The sequence below is a fragment of the Pseudomonas sp. CG7 genome (assembly GCF_023701885.1).
Taxonomy (GTDB): Bacteria; Pseudomonadota; Gammaproteobacteria; order Pseudomonadales; family Pseudomonadaceae; genus Aquipseudomonas; species Aquipseudomonas zanjanensis.
Genome location: NZ_JABAEE010000095.1, coordinates 1 through 22638 on the forward strand (window position 1 = coordinate 1; position 22638 = coordinate 22638).

General features: G+C 61.4%; 19 protein-coding genes and 5 tRNA genes. 6 read left to right on the forward strand and 18 right to left on the reverse strand.

Annotated features, from left to right (window positions below; translation table 11 throughout):
* Nucleotides 1-165: 165 nt before the first annotated feature.
* The 5 genes from asd to leuC all read right to left on the reverse strand — a co-directional run bounded on the left by asd (nt 166) and on the right by leuC (nt 5466).
* Nucleotides 166-1278 carry an aspartate-semialdehyde dehydrogenase gene (gene asd / locus HGO40_RS26680; RefSeq protein ID WP_250965479.1) on the reverse strand — a complete coding sequence of 371 codons (1113 nt, stop codon included), beginning with the start codon at nt 1276-1278 and terminating at the stop codon, nt 166-168.
* A 54-nt stretch (nt 1279-1332) separates the two neighbouring features.
* On the reverse strand, nt 1333-2415 hold the full coding sequence (leuB, locus tag HGO40_RS26685) for a 3-isopropylmalate dehydrogenase (protein WP_207966796.1): 1083 nt from the start codon (nt 2413-2415) through the stop codon (nt 1333-1335).
* Nucleotides 2416-2481: 66 nt separating this feature from the next.
* The gene (locus HGO40_RS26690) at nt 2482-3246 is read right to left on the reverse strand and encodes a class I SAM-dependent methyltransferase (RefSeq protein WP_250965480.1); all 765 of its coding nucleotides are present in this window, start codon (nt 3244-3246) and stop codon (nt 2482-2484) included.
* Nucleotides 3247-3391: 145 nt separating this feature from the next.
* Nucleotides 3392-4036, reverse strand: a complete 645-nt coding sequence (gene leuD / locus HGO40_RS26695) for a 3-isopropylmalate dehydratase small subunit (RefSeq protein WP_250965481.1) — start codon at nt 4034-4036, stop codon at nt 3392-3394.
* Between the two features lie 11 nt (nt 4037-4047).
* The gene (leuC, locus tag HGO40_RS26700) at nt 4048-5466 is read right to left on the reverse strand and encodes a 3-isopropylmalate dehydratase large subunit (RefSeq protein WP_250965482.1); all 1419 of its coding nucleotides are present in this window, start codon (nt 5464-5466) and stop codon (nt 4048-4050) included.
* Nucleotides 5467-5623: 157 nt separating this feature from the next.
* Here leuC and HGO40_RS26705 point away from each other — a divergent pair, with 157 nt between their 5' ends.
* Both HGO40_RS26705 and HGO40_RS26710 read left to right on the forward strand, forming a co-directional pair.
* Nucleotides 5624-6514, forward strand: a complete 891-nt coding sequence (locus HGO40_RS26705; protein ID WP_250965483.1) for a LysR family transcriptional regulator — start codon at nt 5624-5626, stop codon at nt 6512-6514.
* A 71-nt stretch (nt 6515-6585) separates the two neighbouring features.
* The gene (locus HGO40_RS26710) at nt 6586-9864 is read left to right on the forward strand and encodes an EAL domain-containing protein (protein ID WP_250965484.1); all 3279 of its coding nucleotides are present in this window, start codon (nt 6586-6588) and stop codon (nt 9862-9864) included.
* Nucleotides 9865-10096: 232 nt separating this feature from the next.
* Here the strand turns inward: HGO40_RS26710 and HGO40_RS26715 are convergent, their stop codons facing one another.
* The 11 genes from HGO40_RS26715 to uvrB all read right to left on the reverse strand — a co-directional run bounded on the left by HGO40_RS26715 (nt 10097) and on the right by uvrB (nt 18353).
* On the reverse strand, nt 10097-10549 hold the full coding sequence (locus HGO40_RS26715; RefSeq protein ID WP_053123476.1) for an Hsp20 family protein: 453 nt from the start codon (nt 10547-10549) through the stop codon (nt 10097-10099).
* Between the two features lie 120 nt (nt 10550-10669).
* Complete coding sequence (locus HGO40_RS26720) at nt 10670-11629, reverse strand: tRNA dihydrouridine synthase (protein ID WP_250965485.1); 960 nt, start codon at nt 11627-11629, stop codon at nt 10670-10672.
* A gap of 246 nt (nt 11630-11875) precedes the next feature.
* Nucleotides 11876-12325, reverse strand: coding sequence for an acyl-CoA thioesterase (locus tag HGO40_RS26725; protein ID WP_250965486.1), 450 nt, complete (start codon nt 12323-12325; stop codon nt 11876-11878).
* A 45-nt stretch (nt 12326-12370) separates the two neighbouring features.
* Nucleotides 12371-13204, reverse strand: coding sequence for an alpha/beta fold hydrolase (locus HGO40_RS26730; RefSeq protein ID WP_250965487.1), 834 nt, complete (start codon nt 13202-13204; stop codon nt 12371-12373).
* Nucleotides 13205-13232: 28 nt separating this feature from the next.
* Nucleotides 13233-13772 (reverse strand): TetR/AcrR family transcriptional regulator, encoded by a 540-nt coding sequence (locus HGO40_RS26735; protein ID WP_058546579.1) that lies wholly within the window; start codon nt 13770-13772, stop codon nt 13233-13235.
* A gap of 181 nt (nt 13773-13953) precedes the next feature.
* A tRNA-Glu gene (locus HGO40_RS26740) sits at nt 13954-14029 on the reverse strand.
* A gap of 75 nt (nt 14030-14104) precedes the next feature.
* Nucleotides 14105-14180 (reverse strand) — tRNA-Ala (locus HGO40_RS26745).
* Nucleotides 14181-14233: 53 nt separating this feature from the next.
* Nucleotides 14234-14309 (reverse strand) — tRNA-Glu (locus HGO40_RS26750).
* 79 nt (nt 14310-14388) lie between these two features.
* Nucleotides 14389-14464 (reverse strand) — tRNA-Ala (locus HGO40_RS26755).
* Between the two features lie 146 nt (nt 14465-14610).
* Nucleotides 14611-16092 (reverse strand): glutamate--tRNA ligase, encoded by a 1482-nt coding sequence (gene gltX / locus HGO40_RS26760; RefSeq protein WP_250965488.1) that lies wholly within the window; start codon nt 16090-16092, stop codon nt 14611-14613.
* A gap of 245 nt (nt 16093-16337) precedes the next feature.
* On the reverse strand, nt 16338-18353 hold the full coding sequence (gene uvrB, locus HGO40_RS26765) for an excinuclease ABC subunit UvrB (RefSeq protein WP_250965489.1): 2016 nt from the start codon (nt 18351-18353) through the stop codon (nt 16338-16340).
* 332 nt (nt 18354-18685) lie between these two features.
* Here uvrB and HGO40_RS26770 point away from each other — a divergent pair, with 332 nt between their 5' ends.
* On the forward strand, nt 18686-19882 hold the full coding sequence (locus HGO40_RS26770; protein ID WP_250965490.1) for an amino acid aminotransferase: 1197 nt from the start codon (nt 18686-18688) through the stop codon (nt 19880-19882).
* A gap of 291 nt (nt 19883-20173) precedes the next feature.
* On the opposite strand, the gene HGO40_RS26775 is transcribed toward HGO40_RS26770, so the two are convergent.
* The gene (locus tag HGO40_RS26775; RefSeq protein WP_014337443.1) at nt 20174-20401 is read right to left on the reverse strand and encodes a hypothetical protein; all 228 of its coding nucleotides are present in this window, start codon (nt 20399-20401) and stop codon (nt 20174-20176) included.
* A gap of 235 nt (nt 20402-20636) precedes the next feature.
* On the opposite strand from HGO40_RS26775, the gene HGO40_RS26780 reads away from it, so the two are divergent.
* From HGO40_RS26780 to HGO40_RS26790, 3 genes are all read left to right on the forward strand, one after another.
* Nucleotides 20637-20712: transfer RNA gene (locus HGO40_RS26780), tRNA-Asn, on the forward strand.
* Nucleotides 20713-20960: 248 nt separating this feature from the next.
* Nucleotides 20961-21155 carry a hypothetical protein gene (locus tag HGO40_RS26785; protein ID WP_003203896.1) on the forward strand — a complete coding sequence of 65 codons (195 nt, stop codon included), beginning with the start codon at nt 20961-20963 and terminating at the stop codon, nt 21153-21155.
* 89 nt (nt 21156-21244) lie between these two features.
* The gene (locus HGO40_RS26790; protein WP_003203898.1) at nt 21245-21427 is read left to right on the forward strand and encodes a hypothetical protein; all 183 of its coding nucleotides are present in this window, start codon (nt 21245-21247) and stop codon (nt 21425-21427) included.
* Here the strand turns inward: HGO40_RS26790 and HGO40_RS26795 are convergent.
* Nucleotides 21424-22485 carry an AI-2E family transporter gene (locus tag HGO40_RS26795; protein WP_250965491.1) on the reverse strand — a complete coding sequence of 354 codons (1062 nt, stop codon included), beginning with the start codon at nt 22483-22485 and terminating at the stop codon, nt 21424-21426. The genes HGO40_RS26790 and HGO40_RS26795 overlap by 4 nt on opposite strands.
* Between the last annotated feature and the right edge of the window lie 153 nt (nt 22486-22638).

Genomic DNA, 22638 nt, shown 5'->3' on the forward strand with positions numbered 1-22638 from the left:
CGCCAGCACGCGCGCGCCCACAGGTTTTGTGTCCACTGAAGATCCCATGTGGGAGCGAGCTTGCTCGCGATGAGGCCGCCCCTGACACCACATGCCTCAAGCGGCTCTTCCAATAAAAAACCCGCGCCTCTCACAAGGCACGGGTTCTTTCACAGCGACAATCGATCAACGCTCGAGCAGGATCCGCAGCATGCGGCGCAGCGGTTCGGCCGCGCCCCACAGCAACTGGTCGCCGACGGTGAAGGCACCGACGAATTGCGAACCCATGTTCAGTTTGCGCAGACGGCCCACCGGTACATTCAGGGTGCCGGTGACCTTGGTCGGGCTCAGCTCCTGCATGCTGGTCTCGCGATTGTTCGGCACCAGCTTGACCCAAGGGTTGTGCTGGCTGATCAGGCCTTCGATGTCGGCGATCGGCACGTCTTTGTTCAGCTTGATGGTCAGCGCCTGGCTGTGGCAACGCATGGCGCCGATGCGCACGCAGATGCCGTCCACCGGGATCGGGCTCTTGAAGCGACCCAGGATCTTGTTGGTTTCGGCCTGGGCATTCCATTCTTCACGACTCTGACCGTTAGGCAGTTCCTTGTCGATCCAAGGAATCAGGCTGCCGGCCAACGGCACGCCGAAGTTTTCGGTCGGGTAGGCATCGCTGCGCATCGCCTCGGCGACCTTGCGGTCGATGTCGAGGATGGCGCTGGCCGGGTTGGCCAGGTCATCGGCGACGGCGGCGTGGGTCGCGCCCATCTGCTTGATCAGCTCACGCATGTTCTGCGCGCCGGCACCGGACGCCGCCTGGTAGGTCATGGCGCTCATCCACTCCACCAGACCGGCTTCGAACAGGCCACCCAGGCCCATCAGCATCAGGCTGACGGTGCAGTTGCCGCCGATGTAGTTCTTGGTGCCCGCGTCCAACTGCTGGTCGATGACCTTGCGGTTCACCGGGTCGAGGATGATCACCGCATCGTCCTGCATGCGCAGGCTGGAAGCGGCGTCGATCCAGTAACCCTGCCAGCCGGCTTCACGCAGCTTGGGGAATACTTCGCTGGTGTAGTCGCCGCCCTGGCAGGTCAGGATCACGTCAAGGGTCTTGAGCTCTTCGATGCTGTAGGCATCCTTGAGCACACCGGTGTCCTTGCCCACGGACGGGCCCTGGCCACCGACATTGGACGTGGTGAAAAACACCGGTTCAATGAGATCGAAATCCTGCTCTTCCAGCATTCGCTGCATGAGCACGGAACCGACCATGCCGCGCCAACCGATCAGACCTACACGTTTCATCGCAACTACACCTATACAAAAGTGGGCCACCGTCGAAGCGGTGGGCCCGAAAGATTACAGATTCCGCAGCGCCGCGACTACTGCATCGCCCATTTGCTGCGTACCGACTTTGGTACAACCTTGCGACCAGATATCACCGGTGCGCAAGCCTTGGTCCAAGACCACACTGACGGCTTTTTCGATCGCGTCGGCGGCGTCGTTCAAGTTGAAGCTGTAGCGCAGCATCATCGACACCGACAGGATGGTCGCCAATGGGTTGGCAATGCCTTGCCCGGCGATGTCAGGCGCCGAGCCGTGGCACGGCTCATACATGCCCTTGTTGTTGGCATCCAGGGAGGCCGACGGCAGCATGCCGATGGAACCGGTGAGCATCGACGCTTCGTCGGACAGGATGTCGCCGAACATATTGTCGGTGACGATCACGTCGAATTGCTTCGGCGCACGCACCAGTTGCATGGCGGCGTTGTCGACGTACATGTGGCTCAGCTCGATGTCCGGGTAATCCTGGGCCACCTGCTCGACCACTTCACGCCAAAGTTGGCTGGAAGCCAGCACGTTGGCCTTGTCCACCGAGCACAGCTTCTTGCCACGCACGCGGGCCATGTCGAAGCCGACCCGGGCGATACGGCGAATTTCGCTTTCGCTGTACGGCAGGGTGTCGTAGGCCTGGCGCTCGCCGTTTTCCAGCTCACGGGTGCCACGCGGGGCGCCGAAGTAGATACCGCCGGTCAGCTCACGGACGATGAGGATGTCCAGGCCCGAGACGATTTCCGGCTTCAGGCTGGAGGCATCGGCCAGTTGCGGGTAAAGGATCGCTGGACGCAGGTTGCCGAACAGGCCCAGTTGCGCGCGAATCTTCAGCAGGCCGCGCTCGGGGCGGATGTCGCGTTCGATCTTGTCCCATTTCGGGCCGCCCACGGCGCCCAGCAGCACGGCATCGGCGGCACGGGCACGATCCAGGGTTTCATCGGCCAGGGGCACGCCGTGCTTGTCGATGGCCGCGCCGCCGATCACGTCGTGGCTGAGCTCGAAGCCCAGGCCGTACTTGTCGTTCGCCAGTTCCAGGACCTTGACCGCCTCGGCCATGATTTCCGGACCAATGCCATCACCTGGGAGAATCAGAATCTGCTTGCTCATGCTTTCCTCATTTGCTCTGTCGACACGGGCCCGGGCTTCGTACCCAAGGCCGGGCCGGGAAAAATGCTATCGCTCGGCCCACAGCACCAGTACATCTGTACTGAACGAACCATCGGCCTCAATCTCAAAATATTCACACACTTCGTCGCCCATCGAACGCTGCAGCTGGAGAATGGCCGCACGCATCACCTCGGGCGTGCGCATGCGCTCGACCCAGGAGCGGTACTCCAGGCGCAGGCGCTGGCGCGAGGTGCTGCGGGTGTGCAGCCCCGCTTCGCTGACCTGGCGCAACCATTCGTCGGCCGAATAATCGCGCACATGGCTGGTGTCGCGCAGCACTTCGATGCTTTGCAGGTACGTGTCCAGCAACGGCATGCCCGGCGACAGGATGTCAATGAACGCCATCACCCCGCCCGGCTTGAGCACCCGCCGGACTTCCCGCAGCGCCAGGCCGAGGTCGCTCCAATGATGCGCCGAATAACGGCTGAACACGAAGTCGAACTCAGCGTCGGCGAACGGCAGGCGCTCGGCGGCGCCACGAACCGTGCTGATATTGCCCAAGCCACGCTCGGCAGCCGCCGTGGCGACCACGTCAAGCATCTGCTGGGACAAATCATAAGCCACCACTTCACCAGCCAGTGGCGCCACATGGAAACTCACATGGCCAGCGCCGCACCCCAGGTCCAGCACACGGGCATCGCCACGACCGGCCAACGCAGCCTGTAGCAGCGCGAATTCAGCGCCCTGGGCGTGCACGGCACTGCTCAGGTAGGCCGAGGCCTGTTCACCGAATTGCTTTTGGACGACTTGGCTGTGGGCGGTGCTGGTCATGGGTAGCTTCCTTTTGGGTATGTCTGTTATGGCCTCATCGCGAGCAAGCTCGCTCCCACAGGGGATTTGCGGTGTTCACAAAATATGTGTGGGAGCGAGCTTGCTCGCGAAGGGGCCCGCACTGACGACATCAATCTCAGGTCAATCAAGCATCGCGAAACAACCAAGGCTGGCTCGCCCGATGCTTGGCCTCGAACGCGGCAATCGCCTCGCCGTCCTGCAAGGTCAGGCCGATGTCATCCAGGCCGTTGAGCAGGCAATGCTTGCGGAACGCATCGATCTCGAAACCCAGCACCTTACCGTCGGGACGGGTCACGGTCTGGGCGGCCAAGTCGATCTGCAATTGATAGCCGGGGTTGGCCTCGACCTGCTGGAACAGTTCATCCACGTCAGCATCGCTGAGGATGATCGGCAGCAAGCCGTTCTTGAAGCTGTTATTGAAGAAGATGTCGGCGTAGCTCGGCGCGATGATGCTGCGGAAACCGTATTCTTCCAGGGCCCATGGCGCGTGCTCGCGGCTCGAACCGCAGCCGAAGTTCTCCCGGGCCAGCAACACGCTGGCGCTCTGGTAACGCTCGGCGTTGAGCACGAAATCCTTGTTCAGCGGCCGCTTGGAGTTGTCCTGGTACGGCTGGCCGACGTCCAGGTAGCGCCATTCGTCGAACAGGTTCGGGCCAAAACCGGTGCGCTTGATGGACTTCAAGAACTGCTTGGGAATGATCTGGTCGGTGTCGACGTTGGCACGATCCAAAGGCGCGACAAGACCGGTGTGCTGGGTAAAAGCTTTCATGCTGCGCTCCTTCAGATCAATTCGCGGACGTCGACGAAACGGCCGTTGACGGCGGCCGCGGCGGCCATGGCCGGGCTCACCAGGTGCGTACGGCCACCGGCGCCTTGACGGCCTTCGAAGTTACGGTTGGAGGTGGAGGCGCAATGCTCGCCCGACTCCAGGCGATCGGGGTTCATCGCCAGGCACATCGAGCACCCTGGCTCACGCCACTCGAAACCGGCTTCGAGGAAAATCTTGTCCAGCCCTTCCGCTTCGGCCTGGGCTTTCACCAGGCCCGAGCCCGGCACCACGATGGCCTGCTTGATGGTCGAGGCCACCTTGCGGCCCTTGGCGATCACCGCTGCGGCGCGCAGGTCTTCAATCCGCGAGTTGGTGCAAGAACCGATGAACACGCGATCGAGCTGAATGTCGGTGATCGCCTGGTTGGCGCTCAAGCCCATGTATTTCAAGGCGCGGACAATGGAATCGCGCTTGACCAGGTCCATTTCCTTGGCCGGATCCGGTACGTTCTGGTCCACGGCCAAAACCATCTCCGGCGAAGTGCCCCAGCTCACTTGCGGCTTGATCTGCGTCGCGTCGAGCTCGACCACCGTGTCGAACTTGGCATCGGCATCGGAGACCAGGTCTTTCCAGCCCTCGACCGCCATGTCCCATTCCGCGCCTTTTGGCGAGAACGGACGGCCCTTGACGTATTCCACGGTTTTTTCATCGGCGGCCACCAGGCCGACGCGGGCGCCAGCCTCGATGGACATGTTGCAGATCGTCATGCGGCCTTCGACGGACAAGTCGCGGATCGCGCTGCCAGCGAACTCGATGGCATGGCCGTTACCGCCGGCGGTGCCGATCTTGCCGATCACGGCCAGGACGATGTCCTTGGCGGTCACCCCGAACGGCAACTTGCCTTCGACGCGCACCAGCATGTTTTTCATTTTCTTGGCGACCAGGCACTGGGTGGCGAGCACATGCTCCACCTCGGACGTGCCGATGCCATGGGCCAGGGCGCCAAAAGCACCGTGGGTCGAGGTGTGCGAGTCGCCGCAGACCACGGTCATGCCGGGCAAGGTCGCGCCCTGCTCCGGGCCGATGACGTGGACGATGCCCTGGCGCACATCGTTCATCTTGAATTCGACGATGCCGTATTCGTCACAGTTATCGTCGAGGGTCTGGACTTGCAGGCGCGAGACCTGGTCGGCAATCGCTTCGATGCCGCCCTTGCGCTCCGGCGTGGTCGGTACGTTGTGGTCCGGGGTCGCGATGTTGGCATCGATGCGCCACGGCTTGCGTCCGGCCAGGCGCAGGCCTTCGAAGGCCTGCGGCGACGTCACTTCGTGAATGATGTGGCGATCGATGTAGATCAGCGCCGAGCCATCGTCGCGCTGCTTGACCAAATGCGAATCCCAGAGCTTGTCGTAGAGCGTTTTGCCGGCCATCAGACGGTTTCCTCATCAGCTTGTTTCTATGCCCCGGGCCTTGAACGAATCAATAACCCCTTGGCTTGTGAGGCTGATCCTATGGGGTTACATTAAATAACTCAAATTCATATTTTTCATGCTTTGCATAACCAACTGGAATCTGACCGGAACCGCCATGGACCTCGCCAACCTCAATGCTTTTATTGCCATCGCCGAGACGGGCAGTTTCTCCGGCGCCGGCGAACGCCTGCACCTGACCCAGCCGGCCATCAGCAAGCGCATTGCCGGTCTTGAGCAGCAGCTCAAAGTGCGCCTGTTCGCCCGCCTGGGCCGGGAGGGGGGCCTGACCGAGGCCGGCCGAGCCCTGTTGCCACGCGCTTATCAGATCCTCAACGTGCTCGACGACACCCGCCGCGCCCTGACCAATCTGACCGGCGAAGTGACCGGGCGCCTGACCCTCGCCACCAGCCACCACATCGGCCTGCATCGCCTGCCGCCTTTACTGAGAGAGTTCACCCGGCGCTATCCCCAGGTGGCGCTGGACATCCAGTTCCTGGATTCGGAAGTGGCCTACGAAGAAATCCTCCATGGCCGGGCGGAACTGGCCGTCATCACCCTCGCCCCCGAACCCCACACGCTGGTCCGGGCCACGCCGGTGTGGGACGACCCCCTGGATTTCGTGGTCGCCCCGGAACATGCCTTGCTGGAGAAAGGCGCGGTGACCCTGGCGGACATCGCCTTGCATCCGGCGGTGTTTCCCGGGGGCAACACCTTTACCCACCACATCGTTCAACGGCTGTTCGAGGCCCAGGGCCTGACGCCGAACATCGCCATGAGCACGAATTATCTGGAAACCATAAAAATGATGGTTTCCATAGGCCTGGCCTGGAGCGTTCTGCCGCGCACCATGCTCGACGAACAAGTGGCGCGCATTCCTTTACCGGGCATACAGCTCAGTCGCCAGCTAGGCTATATCTTGCACACCGAACGGACGCTATCGAACGCCGCACGGGCTTTCATGGCCTTACTGGACGCACAAATCGATTTGCCAAGGAAAAAGGCATAGGTTGTGCCACGCCTGTAGGGCCTTGAATGCCTGTGCTTAATACCCACACCCGCTCAAGGCTCGCTAGAAAAATGCCCAAACCCGCTGACCATCTCCCGCCCCTGCCGCGCATCCAGGCGCTCGACCCGAAGCGGTCCGAGCAAAGCTGGGACAGCGCGCCACAGTTGCTGGCCGCCCTGAACGGCGCGCGGCTGGGCGCCTGGTCGTGGGACATCGAGAGCGGACGGATCAGTTGGTCCCGCGGCACCCAGGCGCTGTTCGGCTTCGATCCGCGCCAGCCGTTGCCAGCCGACGTGGACTACCTCGACCTGCTGTTGCCCGAAGACCGGGCCAGGGCCGTGCGCGCCTTTCATGCGGCGGTGGCCGGGGCGCCGCTGGAACAGGCCATGCACCATCGCATCGTCTGGCCCGACGGCAGCCTGCACTGGCTGGAGATCAGTGGCAGCGTGCTGCCCGACAAACACGGTCGTCCGCGCATGATCGGGGTGATTCGCGAAATCACCCATCAGCGCGAGCGGGAACAGGCGCTGCGCAGCTCGGAAAAACGCTTCGCCACGCTCTTTCATCTGTGCCCGAACATGGTCCTGCTGACCCGCCAGGAAGACGGCCTGATCAGCGAGGCCAACCAGTATTTCGAAAGCCTGTTCGGTTGGCCGGTGCATGACGTGATCGGCCGCACCACGCTGGAGCTGGGCTTGTGGGTTGACCCCAAGCAGCGGGCGAAACTGGTGGAGGCGACCAAGGCCAAGGGCGAACTGATCAGCATGGAGGTGGAATTCCGGGCCAGCAACGGTCAGATCCATACCGGCATTCTCAGTGCGCAGAAAGTCGAACTCGAAGGCCAGCCGTACCTGCTGAGCACGTTCCTCGACACCACTGAGCGCAAACTCGCCGAGCAGGCGCTCAAGGACAGCCAGGAACGCCTGGACCTGGCCCTCGACTCGGCGCAACTGGGCACCTGGGACTGGCACATTCCCAGCGGCATGCTCTACGGCTCGGCCCGGGCCGCGCAGCTCCATGGCCTGGAACCCAAGCCGTTCCACGAATCGTTCGATGCGTTTTTCGAGGGGGTCCCCACCGAGGAACGCAACAACATGCGCAACGCCTACCGCAGCCTGCGGGAAGGCCCGGCGGGCAATTACCAGCTGACCTACCGCGTACAACTGCCGGACGGCAGCTCGCGCTACCTGGAAAGCCGCGCCCGGCTCCACCGCAACAACGACGGCAGCCCCTTGCGCATGGCCGGGACCTTGCTGGACATCACCGACCAGGTGGAACGCGAACAGAGCCTGGCCGCTTCGGAAGAGAAATTCGCCACGCTGTTCCAGGTCAGTCCCGACCCGATCTGCGTCACTCACCAAGACAGTGGTCGGTTCCTCGAGATCAACTCCAGCTTCACCCAGACTTTTGGCTGGACCACCCGCGACGTGATCGGCCTCAGTGCCGACCAAATTGGCCTCTGGGATGCCTCGGGCAGCAGCCTGCAACGCATCGAACGGGTGATCCGCGAACAATCGCTGAACAATGTCGCCATCGTCGTTCACCATAAGAACGGCCAGCCGCTGACCTGCGTGATTTCCAGCCGGCAAATCAACGTTGGCAACCAGCCGTGCATCGTCACGACCTTGCGCGACATCACGCAGCAGCAACGCTCCGAAGCCGCTCTCAAGGCCAGCGAGGAGAAATTCGCCAAGGCGTTTCATTCCAGCCCCGACGCCATCACCATTACCGAACTCGAAAGCGGTCGCTACCTGGAAGTCAACGACGGCTTCTGCCGGCTGACCGGCTACCGCGCCGACGAAGTGATCGGGCGTACGGTCTACGAAGTGGGCATCTGGGCCGAAGAAAAACAGCGCGCCGCCCTGCTGGCCGAACTGCAACTCAAGGGTCGTGTAGTCCACCAGGAAATGCTCGGGCGCAATAACCGGGGGGAAATCCTTACGGTAGAGGTCTCGGTCGAGCCCATCATCCTCAATGAAACCGCCTGCCTGCTGTTGACCGCCCGGGACGTCAGCCTGCTGCGCAATGCCGAAGCCCAGAGCCGCCACCTGGCCTATCACGACTCGCTGACCAACCTGCCCAACCGGGCCTTGCTGTTGGACCGCCTGAGCCAGCAGATCGCCCTGCTCAAGCGTCACAACTTGCGGGGTGCCCTGCTGTTTCTCGACCTGGACCACTTCAAGCACATCAACGACTCCCTCGGTCACCCGGTGGGCGATACCGTGCTTAAAATCATCACTGCCCGCCTGGAAGCCAGCGTGCGCCTGGAAGACACCGTTGCACGACTGGGCGGCGACGAGTTCGTGGTTTTGCTCAGCGGCCTGGAAGGCTCGCGCAGCCAGGTCAGCAAGCAAGTGCAGACCCTGGCCGACACCCTGCGTGAACTGCTCTCGGAACCCATGTTTCTCGATGGCCAACGCCTGCAGGTCACGCCAAGCATCGGCATCGCGCTGATCCCCGACCACGGCTCCACGCCCACCGATTTGCTCAAGCGCGCGGACATCGCGCTGTACCGCGCCAAGGATTCGGGACGCAACACCTCGCAGATGTTCCACAACACCATGCAAAAAGCTGCCAGCGAACGGCTGCGCATGGAAACCGATCTGCGTCAGGCCCTGGCCCGCGGCGAGTTCAGCCTGCATTTCCAGCCTCAGGTCGACGCGCGAGACAACCGCATCGTCGGCGCCGAAGCCCTGGTGCGCTGGCACCACCCGGAGCTCGGCGCCCAATCGCCCAATGAATTCATCAAAGTGCTGGAAGACAGCGGCCTGATCCTCGAAGTCGGGACCTGGATCCTCGATGAAGCCTGCGACGGCTTCAAGCAACTGATCGCCAAGGGCAAGATCGACCCGCAGCGATTCAGCCTGTGCGTGAACATCAGCCCACGGCAGTTCCGCCAGAGTGACTTCGTCGAACGCATCGAAAACAGCCTGGCCCACCACGGCCTGCCTTGCTCGCTGCTGAAACTGGAGATCACCGAAGGCATCGTGATCCAGAACCTCGACGACACCATCGCCAAGATGCGCCGACTCAAGAAACTGGGGGTGAGCTTCGCCATGGACGATTTCGGCACCGGTTATTCGTCGCTGACCTACCTCAAGCGCCTGCCGGTGGACACGCTGAAAATCGACCAGTCATTCGTGCGCGACGCCACCACCGACCCCAACGACGCCGAAATCATCCGCGCCATCGTCGCCATGGCCCGCAGCCTCAACCTGGTAATGATTGCCGAAGGCGTGGAGACCCTGGAGCAATTGCACTTCCTGCAAGGGCTCGATTGCCATTTGTACCAGGGTTACCTGCACAGTCGGCCGTTGCCGCTGGAGGCGTTTGAGCGGTTGTTGCCCTAGGTGTTCGGGATAGGGAGCTTTTGTGGCGAGGGAGCTTGCTCCCGCTGGGCTGCGCAGCGGCCCCAAAAATAGAAGATTCGCCTCAGACCAGCCTGACGCACCGAGTTGACTGGTTTCAGGGTCGCTTCGCGCCCAGCGGGAGCAAGCTCCCTCGCCACAATTGATCTTCCATACCCCCCCACCAATAAATGAAAAAGGGCGCCATATGGCGCCCTTCTTCAGTTGCGATGCATCAGTTTTGCAGCGCGGGTTGCTGCTGCGCCCCGTTGATCGGGATGCGCTTGGCTTTCGCCTCTTCCGGAACCACTCGCAACAGGTCGATGCTCAACAGACCGTTGCGCAGGCCAGCGGACTTGATCTCGATATGGTCCGCCAACCGGAAGGACAGCTTGAACGCACGCTGGGCAATGCCCTGGTGCAGGAAAGTGACGCTGTCGTTGCTGGCTTCACGCTTGCCGCCACTGATGGTCAGCACGCCTTTTTCCACTTGCAGGTCCAGGTCTTCTTCCTGGAACCCGGCGGCGGCGACCACGATGCGGTACTCGTCATCACCATGTTTTTCCACATTGTAGGGTGGATAGCTGCTGCCTGGTTCGTTGCGCAGGGCGGTTTCGAACAAATCGTTGAAACGGTCGAAGCCTACCGAGGAACGGAACAGGGGGGCCAGCGAAAATGCAGTACTCATGATTCAAATCTCCTGAAAAATTCAGCAAGGTTTTTTGTCTCCGCGACCCGAATTCGGCATCGCGTAACCCCTATCTAGGGTCCGCCAAATACTTTTCAAGAGGTTTTTTTGAAATTTTTTTCAGGCCGCTTCGGTGCGCTGAACACCCAGCAAATGCCCCACCGCGTCGAGGTCGGTTTCCCGGCGCAGGGCGGTAAACAGCGCCACCGCTTCGGGGTAATTGCGGGTCAACATCGCCAGCCACTGCTTCAGACGGCCCGGCGCCTGGCGCGGTGTCAGTTGCTCGACCACTTGCCCCCAGAAGTCGTGAAGCATCGGTTGCAGCTCGGCCCAGGACATCTCGACCACCTCTTCGCCAGCCCGGGCGGCGGCGATCTGCCGGGCCAGGTCAGGGCGGGAAACGAGGCCGCGACCGAGCATGATGTCCTCGACACCGCTGATTTCGCGGCAACGGCGCCAATCCTCGACACTCCAGATATCGCCATTGGCGAACACCGGCACCTTGACCACTTCCTGGACGCGGGGGATCCACTCCCAATGGGCCGGGGGCTTGTAGCCGTCGACCTTGGTTCGCGCATGCACCACGATATGCGCAGCGCCGCCTTCAGCCAACGCCGTGGCACAGACCAATGCACCGTCCGGACTATCGAAACCCAGGCGCATCTTGGCCGTCACCGGGATGTGTTTCGGCACGGCGCGGCGCACATGTTCGACGATTTCGTTAAGCAGTTCCGGTTCCTTGAGCAATACCGCCCCGCCCCGGGATTTGTTCACGGTCTTGGCCGGGCAACCGAAGTTCAGGTCGATCACCTCCGAGCCCAATTCACATGCCAACGCGGCGTTTTCCGCCAGGCATACCGGATCGGAGCCGAGCAACTGCACCCGCAACGGCACGCCGGCAGCCGTTTGGGCACCGGTCAGCAGCTCAGGAGCGAGCTTGTGGAAATAGGCCGGCGTGAGCAGACGGTCGTTGACGCGGATGAACTCGGTGACACACCAGTCGATACCGCCAACACGGGTCAGGACGTCCCGCAGGATGTTGTCGACCAACCCTTCCATGGGCGCCAGGGCAATTTGCATGGAAACACATACTCGAACGAAAAAACGTGCGGCAGTTTACCGGATTTTGCCCCAGACATCGGAATTCACCACCAAACCCTGTGGGAGCGAGCTTGCTCGCGATGGCGGTGGGTCAGCTTGCGAAGATGCTGGATGTACCGCCGCTATCGCGAGCAAGCTCGCTCCCACACCGGTTCCAAGACGCCCACAAAATCGAAATCCACCACCAATCCCTGTGGGAGCGAGCTTGCTCGCGATGGCGGTGGGTCAGTCTATGAAGAGGCCAGTTGAATTCAGCGCCACGCCATAACCTTCAATGAATTCCGGTGGCATGCGCTTGGGCCGGCCGCTGGACAATTCGATGCAGACAAAAGTGGTCTGGGCCCGCAGCAGCGTGGTGTTGTCGCTGGGACGGACCAGTTGGAAATGCCGGGTCATTTTCAGGCGCTGGTCCCAGTCGACGATCCAGGTCGCCAATTGCAGCTCGTCGCCCTCATAGGCGGCCGCCAGGTAATCGATTTCATGCCGCACCACGGCCATGGCCCGATCCAGGCGCCGGTACTCCACCAGATCCAGGCCCAGGCGCTGGGAATGGCGCCAGGCGCAGCGCTCGAGCCAGGTGACGTACACCGCGTTGTTGGCGTGGCCCAGCCCGTCGATGTCTTCGGCATTGACCTGAAGATCAATGATGAATGGCGTTGCCCGATCCCAGCCCATGCCCCTCTCCCGGTCGAATTTGGATCGGGGCAGTGTACCGGATGCTCAAGCCGATTGCCGCGCTTGCAGGCTGCGACCGGCCAGCAGTGATAACACGCCATCAATGACACGTGGATCGGCCAGCACCCGCTGATGCCCGCCCTGCGGCAGTCGCAGCAAGCGACTGTCGAACCAGGCCTCATGAATCAACTGCGACTCCTTGACCGAAACCGACGTGTCGTCCTCGGCATGGACGATCAACCCCGGCACGTCCAGCTGATAATGCGCTACATCCATCTTCGAGGCCGACATGCCCACATCGTTTTCCACCTGGCGAATGAAGGCCGAACGCGCCTTGGGCGGCAGGCCCATCATCCGGGAGAAACCGCGCAGCACCCCAAGAATGCGCGCAGGCGCGGCGATGCTGACCAGCGTCTCGGTACGCAACCCCAGCTGGACGGCCAACATGGCACTGGCGCCGCCCATGGAATGCCCGATCACCGCCTGCAACGGCGGCAGCTCGGCGGCGGCTTCGAGCATGGCCCGGGCGAACAACAGGACATTCGCCTCGCGACCCGGTGAGCGACCATGGGCCGGACCGTCCAGCGCCACGACCGTGTAACCGGCATCCACCAGGGCCGTGATCAGCGCCGCGAACTGGGTGGGCCGCCCTTCCCAGCCATGCATCAGCAGGACTGCCGGACCTTTGCCCCAGCGCAAGGCCGAGAGACCGAAGCGCAAGGTGACTCGCTGGGACGTCGCCAGCAACGGCAGCTCCCAATCCCGTGGCGGCAAGTTTCGAGGGCGCATGAACAGCGAGCGCATCTGTTTTGCCACCAAGCCCGGAGCCACCCAACCCAGCGTGCCATTGACGCCACGAATCCAGCTCAACCTGTCCATCGCTCATCTCCAGGGCTTGCGCCTCAGTTCAACGCACCGCCGACTTGGCGGCGCGCAGCAAACGATCCGATAACTCTCCCGGGCCCAACGCCCGTGCCAGGGCCAGGCCACCGACCATCAACGCGATATCGGCCAAAGCCTTGTCGGCGTCCTCCGGGCTGGCCGCCAATTGCGCGACCATCAACTCGATGTGCTCATTGAGCACCTCACGAAACGCATCCGGCAGCCGCCCGAGCTCACCGACCGACGCCGGGATCGGGCAGGCTTGCTCGGTGGAATCGCGGTGCTTGCGTGACAGATAGAACGCGGCGACCAGGGCACGTCGCTCTTCGCCTGTCAGCTCGCCGTCCATATCGGCGATCAAGCCGCGGCGGCGATTGAGCAGTTGCTTGAAGGCCTCCAGCATCAAGGCATCCTTGCTTTCGAAATGGGCGTAAAAACCGCCCACCGTCAGTCCGGCTGCGCCCATCACCTCGCCCACGCTCGGCTCTGCCGGCCCACGCTGGATCAGCGCATCGCTGGCGGCCTTGAGAATGCGTTCACGGGTTTGTGCCTTTTTATCGCTCATCGTCGCCTCCGAATATTACGATTGAAATATTATCCATGTAATAATTTTCCGCAAGCGGAAATTTTGACCGCCGGTCAGAGAAGTGTTTTTCAAGGATAGGAAATTGGCCAGACGCCAGACAAACAAAAGGGCCATTCAAGAATTGAATGACCCTTATAAAATCCCGCAGAGCGGGTAATCGTGGCGTCCCCTAGGGGACTCGAACCCCTGTTACCGCCGTGAAAGGGCGGTGTCCTAGGCCACTAGACGAAGGGGACACAAACCTTCTAACGTGATCAGTGCTGAGAACTGATCGCTTCAAAGCCGGTGTGGCCAGACCTCGAAGTGTAAATTGGTGGAGCTAGACGGGATCGAACCGTCGACCTCTTGCATGCCATGCAAGCGCTCTCCCAGCTGAGCTATAGCCCCGGATTTTTCGCCTCGCGGCGGAGCGACATCTTGCAACATCGCTTCTGTAAAACTGGCGTCCCCTAGGGGACTCGAACCCCTGTTACCGCCGTGAAAGGGCGGTGTCCTAGGCCACTAGACGAAGGGGACGCAAACCCTTCTATACAACTGATCAACGCTGAGTGTTGATCGCTTCAAGGCCGGTGTGGCCAGGCCTTGAAGTGTAAATTGGTGGAGCTAGACGGGATCGAACCGTCGACCTCTTGCATGCCATGCAAGCGCTCTCCCAGCTGAGCTATAGCCCCTCATCGCTGAGGACGGGGCGAATCTTAAGGGCGTATCGGAGGGCTGTCAAATTTATTTTCAACAAATTTGAAAATTTTTTGCCGGGATAACAATCACTTACCGACAAACCCCGGAAAACCGGGGTATGTCCTGCCTCATGGAGCGCTTAGGCGATCGCGCCCAGCAGTTTTTCCCACTCCTTGTTTTCCTTCTTCGACACGCCACCGAGCAGATCGATGGCCTGGCGCAGACGGAAACGGGTCAGGTCCGGCCCGAGAATTTCCATCGCATCGAGCACCGACACCGAGCTGGCCTGGCCGGTAATGGCGGCGAACATCAACGGCATGGCATCGCGCAATTTCAACTCCAGCGACTCCACCACGGCCTGGATGGTCGCGGTGATGCTGTCCTTCTCCCACTGACGCAGGCTTTCCAGCTTCCACAGGATCAGTTGCATCAACTGGCGCACCTGGTCGCCGGAGAGCTTCTTGGATTCGAACAACTTCGCGTCCGGCGTCACGCCACCGGCGAAGAAGAAGCCGGCCAGCGGGGCGATCTGGCTGAAGGTCTCTACCCTGCCCTGCACATGGGGAGCGATCTTCATCATGTACTCGGGGTTCAATGCCCACTTCTGCACGCGAGCGGCAAACTCTTCCACCGGCAGGTCCCGCAGCCACTGGCCGTTGAGCCACGACAGCTTCTCGACGTCGAAGATCGGCCCGCCCAGGGAGACGCGCGACAGGTCGAAGTGCTCGACCATTTCCTGCAGCGAGAACTTCTCGCGTTCGTCCGGCATCGACCAGCCCATGCGGCCCAGGTAGTTGAGCATGGCCTCGGGCATGAAGCCCATGCGCTCGTAGAAGGTCACCGAGGTCGGGTTCTTGCGCTTGGACAGCTTGCTCTTGTCCGGGTTACGCAGCAGCGGCATGTAGCACAGCTGCGGCTGTTCCCAGCCGAAGTATTCGTAGAGCAGGATCAGTTTCGGCGCGGACGGCAGCCATTCTTCACCGCGCAGTACGTGAGTGATGCCCATCAGGTGATCGTCGACCACGTTGGCCAGGAAGTACGTCGGCAGGCCATCGGTCTTCATCAGCACTTGCATGTCCATGCGATCCCACGGGATCTCGACATCGCCACGCAGCATGTCCGGCACGATGCAGACGCCTTCGGTCGGTACTTTCATGCGAATCACATGGGGCTCGCCAGCGGCCAGGCGCCGGGCGACTTCTTCCTTGGACAGCAGCAGCGCCCGGCCGTCGTAGCGCGGGGTTTCGCCACGGGCCATTTGCTCGGCGCGCATCTGGTCCAGTTCTTCGGCGGTGCAGAAGCAAGGGAACGCATGCCCCATGTCCACCAGCTGCTGGCAGTACTGCTTGTAGATCTCGCCGCGCTCGCTCTGGCGATACGGGCCGTGCGGGCCGCCGACGTCCGGGCCTTCGCTCCAGTCGATCCCCAACCAGCGCAGGGCATCGAAGATCTGCTGTTCGGACTCGCGGGTCGAACGCAACTGGTCGGTGTCCTCGATCCGCAGGATGAACTCGCCGCCATGCTGCTTGGCAAAGCAATAGTTGAACAAAGCGATATAGGCGGTGCCGACATGGGGATCGCCAGTAGGCGAAGGCGCGATGCGGGTGCGGACGGTGGTCATGGCATGTCTCGGAAAGAATATAAAAGCGAAGATCGAACAGGGGGCGAATGGTAACAGGCGATGGCGGGCGGGCTCCAGTGAGAGCGGGATTTGTGTGGCCAGTCGTTAGACCGAGTCGCGCCCATCGCGAGCAAGCTCGCTCCCACACTGGACCGCATCCAGTCCAGACGACTTGGTTTCCTGTGGGAGCGAGCTTGCTCCGGGCGGCGTTCCGACGATGAGGCCCTTAAGTGCGGCACAAAACCTCAGACAGTCAGCAACCGCTCCCGCAACTTGCCAATCTCATCGCGCAATTGCGCCGCCGCCTCGAACTCCAGGTCCCGGGCCAGTTGGTACATTTTCTCTTCCAGCTGCCGGATCCGCGTGGTGATTTCGCTCGGCGAGCGCAGTTCGGCCTCGTAGCGGGCGCTCTCTTCGGCGGCCTTGGCCATGCCCTTGCGCTTCTTGCTGCGCGAGCCGGGCACGGTGGCGCCTTCCATGATGTCGGCGACGTCCTTGAAGACGCCCTTGGGGGTGATGCCGTTGGCCAGGTTGAAGGCGATCTGCTTGTCGCGGCGGCGCTCGGTCTCGCCGATGGCCCGCTCCATGGAGCCGGTGATGCGATCGGCATACAGAATCGCCCGGCCATTGAGATTACGTGCCGCGCGACCAATGGTCTGGATCAACGAACGCTCGGAACGCAGGAAACCTTCCTTGTCCGCATCAAGGATCGCCACCAGCGACACTTCCGGCATGTCCAGGCCTTCACGTAGCAGGTTGATGCCCACCAGCACATCGAAGGTGCCCAGGCGCAGGTCGCGGATGATCTCGACCCGTTCCACCGTGTCGATGTCCGAGTGCAGGTAACGCACCCGCACGCCATGGTCGGCCAGGTAGTCGGTGAGGTCTTCGGCCATGCGCTTGGTCAGCGTGGTGACCAGCACCCGCTCCTCCACCGCCACGCGCTTGGTGATTTCCGACAGCAGGTCATCGACCTGGGTCAGCGCCGGGCGCACTTCAATCTGCGGGTCGACCAGCCCGGTCGGCCGGACCAATTGCTCGATGACGCGGCCGGCATGCTCGGCTTCGTAGTTGCCGGGGGTGGCCGAGACGAAAATCGTCTGCGGGCTCACGCTCTCCCATTCATCGAAACGCATCGGGCGGTTGTCCAGGGCCGAGGGCAGGCGGAAACCGTACTCCCCCAGTGTTTCCTTGCGCGAACGGGCGCCTTTGTACATGGCGCCGACCTGGGGCACGCTGACGTGGGATTCGTCGATCACCAGCAAGGCATCGGCGGGCAAGTAATCATACAAGGTGGGCGGCGGCGCACCCGCCGGGCGACCCGACAAGTAACGCGAGTAGTTCTCGATGCCGTTGCAGTAGCCCAGTTCCAGGATCATCTCCAGGTCGAAGCGGGTGCGTTGCTCCAGGCGCTGGGCCTCCACCAATTTGTTGTTCGAACGCAGGTACTCCAGGCGTTCCTGCAACTCGACCTTGATCCCTTCGATGGCGGCCAGCAGGGTTTCCCGAGGCGTCACGTAGTGGCTCTTGGGGTAGAACGTGAAGCGGGGCAACTTGCGGATCACTTCGCCGGTCAGCGGGTCGAACGCCGAGATACTCTCCACTTCATCGTCGAACAGCTCGATGCGGATCGCTTCCAGGTCCGATTCCGCCGGATAGATGTCGATCACATCGCCGCGCACCCGGAACGTCGCCCGGGCGAAATCCATGTCGTTGCGGGTGTACTGCAAGTCCGCCAGGCGCCGCAGCAAGGCGCGCTGGTCGAGTTTGTCGCCGCGATCCACGTGCAGCACCATTTTCAGGTAGGTTTCCGGGCTGCCCAGGCCGTAGATGCACGACACCGTGGTGACGATGATCGCGTCCTTGCGCTCGAGCAACGCCTTGGTCGCCGACAGTCGCATCTGTTCGATGTGATCGTTGATCGAGGCATCCTTCTCGATGAAGGTGTCCGAGGACGGCACGTAGGCCTCGGGCTGGTAGTAGTCGTAGTAGGACACGAAGTACTCGACGGCATTATTCGGGAAAAACGCCTTGAACTCACCGTAGAGCTGCGCCGCCAGGGTCTTGTTCGGCGCCAGTACCAGGGTCGGGCGCTGCACCTGGGCGATCACATTGGCGATGCTGAAGGTCTTGCCCGAACCGGTCACACCGAGCAACGTCTGGTGCGCCAGCCCGGCCTCGATGCCCTCGACCATCAGACGGATGGCTTCCGGCTGATCGCCGGCGGGCTGGAAGCGGGTGACTAGCTGGAATTCAGACATGACATAACCTCTGGATTCACTCCTGTCGGCCAGCCGACAAGAACGAGAAAGACCGAAACGACTGATGTCGTCCGAGGAAAAAGCTGGGATGCACACAATGTGGAGGTGAATGCCTTCGCTTTCAAGACGAACGTCCTACACGCCTTGAAGACTTTGACGCGGCGAGAGGACTAACGGTCGAAAAAAATCGAAAAAACTTACCGTAAAAGCCGAATCGCCTGTCGCCGTGCCGGGTGATGGCCTCTATACTAGCTCCCCGTTTGTGCACCGCTCTAGTGCATTCGGCTGGAGCGCCACACGTCCCCTCACTCTCCATTCAGAGCCGCGCACTAATGAGCCTGTTTTCCGCTGTCGAATTGGCACCCCGCGACCCCATCCTGGGCCTCAACGAAGCTTTCAACGCCGACACCCGTACCAATAAGGTGAACCTGGGGGTGGGTGTTTACTGCAACGAGGAAGGGCGCATTCCATTGCTGCGCGCCGTTGTCGAAGCCGAGACGATTCGCGTGGCTCAGCACGTTTCCCGTGGTTACCTGCCAATCGACGGCATTGCCGCCTACGACCAGGCCGTGCAGACCCTGCTGTTCGGCAAGGACTCGGCGCTGATCGCTTCCGGCCGCGTCATCACCACCCAGGCCGTGGGCGGCACCGGCGCACTGAAGATCGGTGCCGACTTCCTCAAGCAACTGCTGCCTGGCGCCGTCGTCGCCATCAGCGACCCGAGCTGGGAAAACCACCGCGCCCTGTTCGAAACCGCCGGCTTCCCGGTGCAGAACTACCGCTACTACGACGCCGCCACCCACGACGTGAACCGCAGCGGCCTGCTGGAAGACCTCAACGCCCTGCCCGACCGTTCGATCGTTGTGCTGCACGCTTGCTGCCACAACCCGACCGGCGTGGACCTGAGCCCGGAAGACTGGAAAAACGTGCTGGCGGTCGTCAAGGCCAAGAACCACGTACCGTTCCTGGACATGGCCTACCAGGGCTTTGGCGAAGGCATCGACGAAGACGCGGCGGCCGTGCGCCTGTTCGCCGAGTCGGGGCTGACCTTCTTTGCCTCCAGCTCGTTCTCCAAATCGTTCTCGTTGTACGGCGAGCGCGTTGGCGCCCTGTCGATCGTCAGCGAATCGAAGGAAGAAAGCGCCCGCGTGCTGTCCCAGGTCAAGCGCGTGATCCGCACCAACTACTCCAACCCGCCAACCCATGGCGCCAGCATCGTTGCTGCCGTGCTCAACAGCCCCGAGCTGCGCGCGCAGTGGGAAGCCGAACTGGCCGAAATGCGCCTGCGGATTCGCGGCATGCGCGACCAGATGGTCGACATGCTGGCCAAGGCCGCGCCGCACCACGACTTCAGCTTCGTCGCCCGCCAGAGCGGGATGTTCTCCTACTCCGGCCTGACCGTTGAACAAGTGACGCGCCTGCGCAACGAGTTTGGTATCTATGCCCTGGACACCGGCCGCATCTGCGTGGCCGCGCTGAACCAGAACAACATCGATGCCGTGACCAAGGCCATCGTCCAGGTGATCTGACGCCTCGACGCTGGATGAAAAAACGGGAAGCCATTGGCTTCCCTTTTTTTGACCTGATGTTTTGTGGCTTGCTTCTGTGGTCTGTTTCTGTGGTTTTGTTTCTGTGGCGAGGGAGCTTGCTCCCGCTGGGCTGCGCAGCAGCCCTAAAACCAACCACCTCGGTATTTCAGACTGATTTAACCAAGCATTTTGGGGCTGCTGCGCAGCCCAGCGGGAGCAAGCTCCCTCGCCACAAAAGCAAACCACAAAAACAAGGCCACAAAAGCACCGGGCACGGCACTCTCGCTGAAGCTACAGCTCCGTCGCCCGCTGGCTCGCCGCATCGTCATAGATGACATACAACGACTCAGCCACTTGGCTCTTGATCGCCTTGGTGCTTTCCAGCCCCAGGACAAACCCCTCGGCCTTGCCACCGGCGCGATTCAGCGCCTCGGCGGTGCTGGCCTGGGTAATGGCGTCGTACAGTTTCTCGGCATGAGGCCCCACGCCCTTGGGCAAACTGATCTGGGCGGTACTCACAGGCACACCTCGGCGCAACGGGCTGTGTGAAGGGGTAACAGATGGTTCATGGCGCGTACCTCAATGTCGGCGAATGGCCGGCAGCGCGTCCTGCCACTTCCGGGCAACCATGGTAGCCCTCTCCCGCCGTTGCGGTAACTGCCAATCGTTGATTGTCCCTCAATGGGCAGCAGGAATGCGCCGCCCGGCAATAGACGCTTGACTTCTCTTTTCCAATCAGTAACATACGCGCCATTCCGCGATAGCTCAGTTGGTAGAGCAAGTGACTGTTAATCACTGGGTCCCTGGTTCGAGTCCAGGTCGTGGAGCCAGACAGCAACACACAAAAAGCCCCTGGATCGAAAGATCCAGGGGCTTTTTTGTGGGCGAAAAACAGGTGGATGGCCATATAAGCCTGGCCGAGGTCGCTGCGGGAACAACAATCCGGCACCAAAAAGGCAATATGGTCCGGATCCTGCTTTCTTTTTCCGACAACCCAAGCTGTCACGTGAGCGTCATGACAGGGCCGCAAACTGGCTCTGTCCGCCAACAACAGCTTCATAAAAACAAGGACGAAGGTATGCCCACACAAAACCCCCATCGCATTGTCGGCCTGTGCACCTCCAGCAAGGTGTACAACGTACTGACCGAACTCAAGCAACTGGAAGGCCACCGCAGCGCCAAATTCCTTTCCCTGCTGGCGGAAAACCTGGTGCGCAAGGGCCTGCTCAATGAGCAGGAAGTGGTGCACATGCTCGATCTGGTCGTCGATTGAGCGGCATCGATTCCTACTATTGAGCCAGTTGATTTTCCGTCCTTCCCCCTGAGCCGTAAGGTAACCCCATCGATTGATGGAGGTTTCCCATGCCCAAGGTTCAAATCATGTCTGTCATTGGCAGCGCCGTCCCCGCCCCACTCCGGGAGCTCGGGTTGCTGGCCTGCTGGTATCTGGTGCAGGACGGCGTGACCATCAGCGGCCCGCTGACTTCACTGCCCGCCGCACAGGCGCTGTCGCAACGTATCGGGCCCTATTTGTTGAGCGCCTAGGGCAGTTGCACCCGCGGCGAGCCTTCGACAAACAAGGCCCAGCACGACATGAACAGCGCAGCGATCAGCGGCCCGATCACGAAGCCGTTCAGTCCGAACACCGCCAGCCCACCCAGTGTCGAGCCCAGCACCAGGTACTCGGGCATCTTGGTGTCCTTGCCCACCAGGATCGGCCGCAGGAAATTGTCCACCAGGCCAATCACGAACACTCCGAACAACGTCAGCACCACGCCCTGCCAAATCGCTCCCGAGAGCAGGAAATACACCGCCACCCGCGCCCAGACAAGACCTGCCCCCACCGCACGCAACAATGACAGGAACGCCATCAGCACCGCCCAGGGCAATACCGTCGGGATCCCCAGGATCCAGAAGATCAGCCCCCCCTGCGCACCTTGGGTAATGGCGACCAACAGGTTGCCTTTCACGGTAGCCCGCACCACCCGATTGAATTTCAACTGCAAGCGGCGTTTTTGATGTTCCGCCAAGGGAATGGCCGTGCGTACCTTGCGCACCAGCTCCGCACCGTCGCGCAGAAAGAAGAACAGCAGATAGAGCATCACGAAGAAGCTGACCAGGAACTGAAAGGTACCCTGGCCGAAACTGAAGGCCTGGGTGGCGAAGAATTCGCTGCCCTGCATCGCGCTCTTGACGATCTTGTCACGCAAGCCGCTCAGGTTGCCCAGGCCGAAGCGGTCCAGCAGATTCTGGAAGTACGGCGGCAAGGCATCCTTGAAGCGGGCCAGGTAATCGGCAATGTCCAGCTCACCGCTTTCCAGGCTCTTGTACAGCGCCGCTCCCTCCTGGACCAGCAACATGCTGATGACAATCACCGGCAGGATCGCGATGACCACACAGATGCTCAAGGTGAACAACGACGTGAGATTGCGGTGCCAACCGAACTTGAACTGCAGGCGGCGCTGCATCGGCGCAAAGACGATACCCAGGATCACCGCCCAGAATACCGCCCCGTAGAACGGCAGCAGAATCCAGATAAAGGCGACCGTGACCAGCACCAGCAGCAACATCTGGGCTTTGTTTTGCAGCATCTTTCGATTCATCAGCTTTCCATGTCCAAAGGCGAGATACACATTAGTCAGCCAGGACTCGCCGGAGTGCCGTCACGCTTGCACTGTGCCCTTGATCCAAGTCAATAAGGCCTGGCCGACCCTGGCGTACCCTCCGCGCTTTTTGCGACCCGCCCCCACCATGAC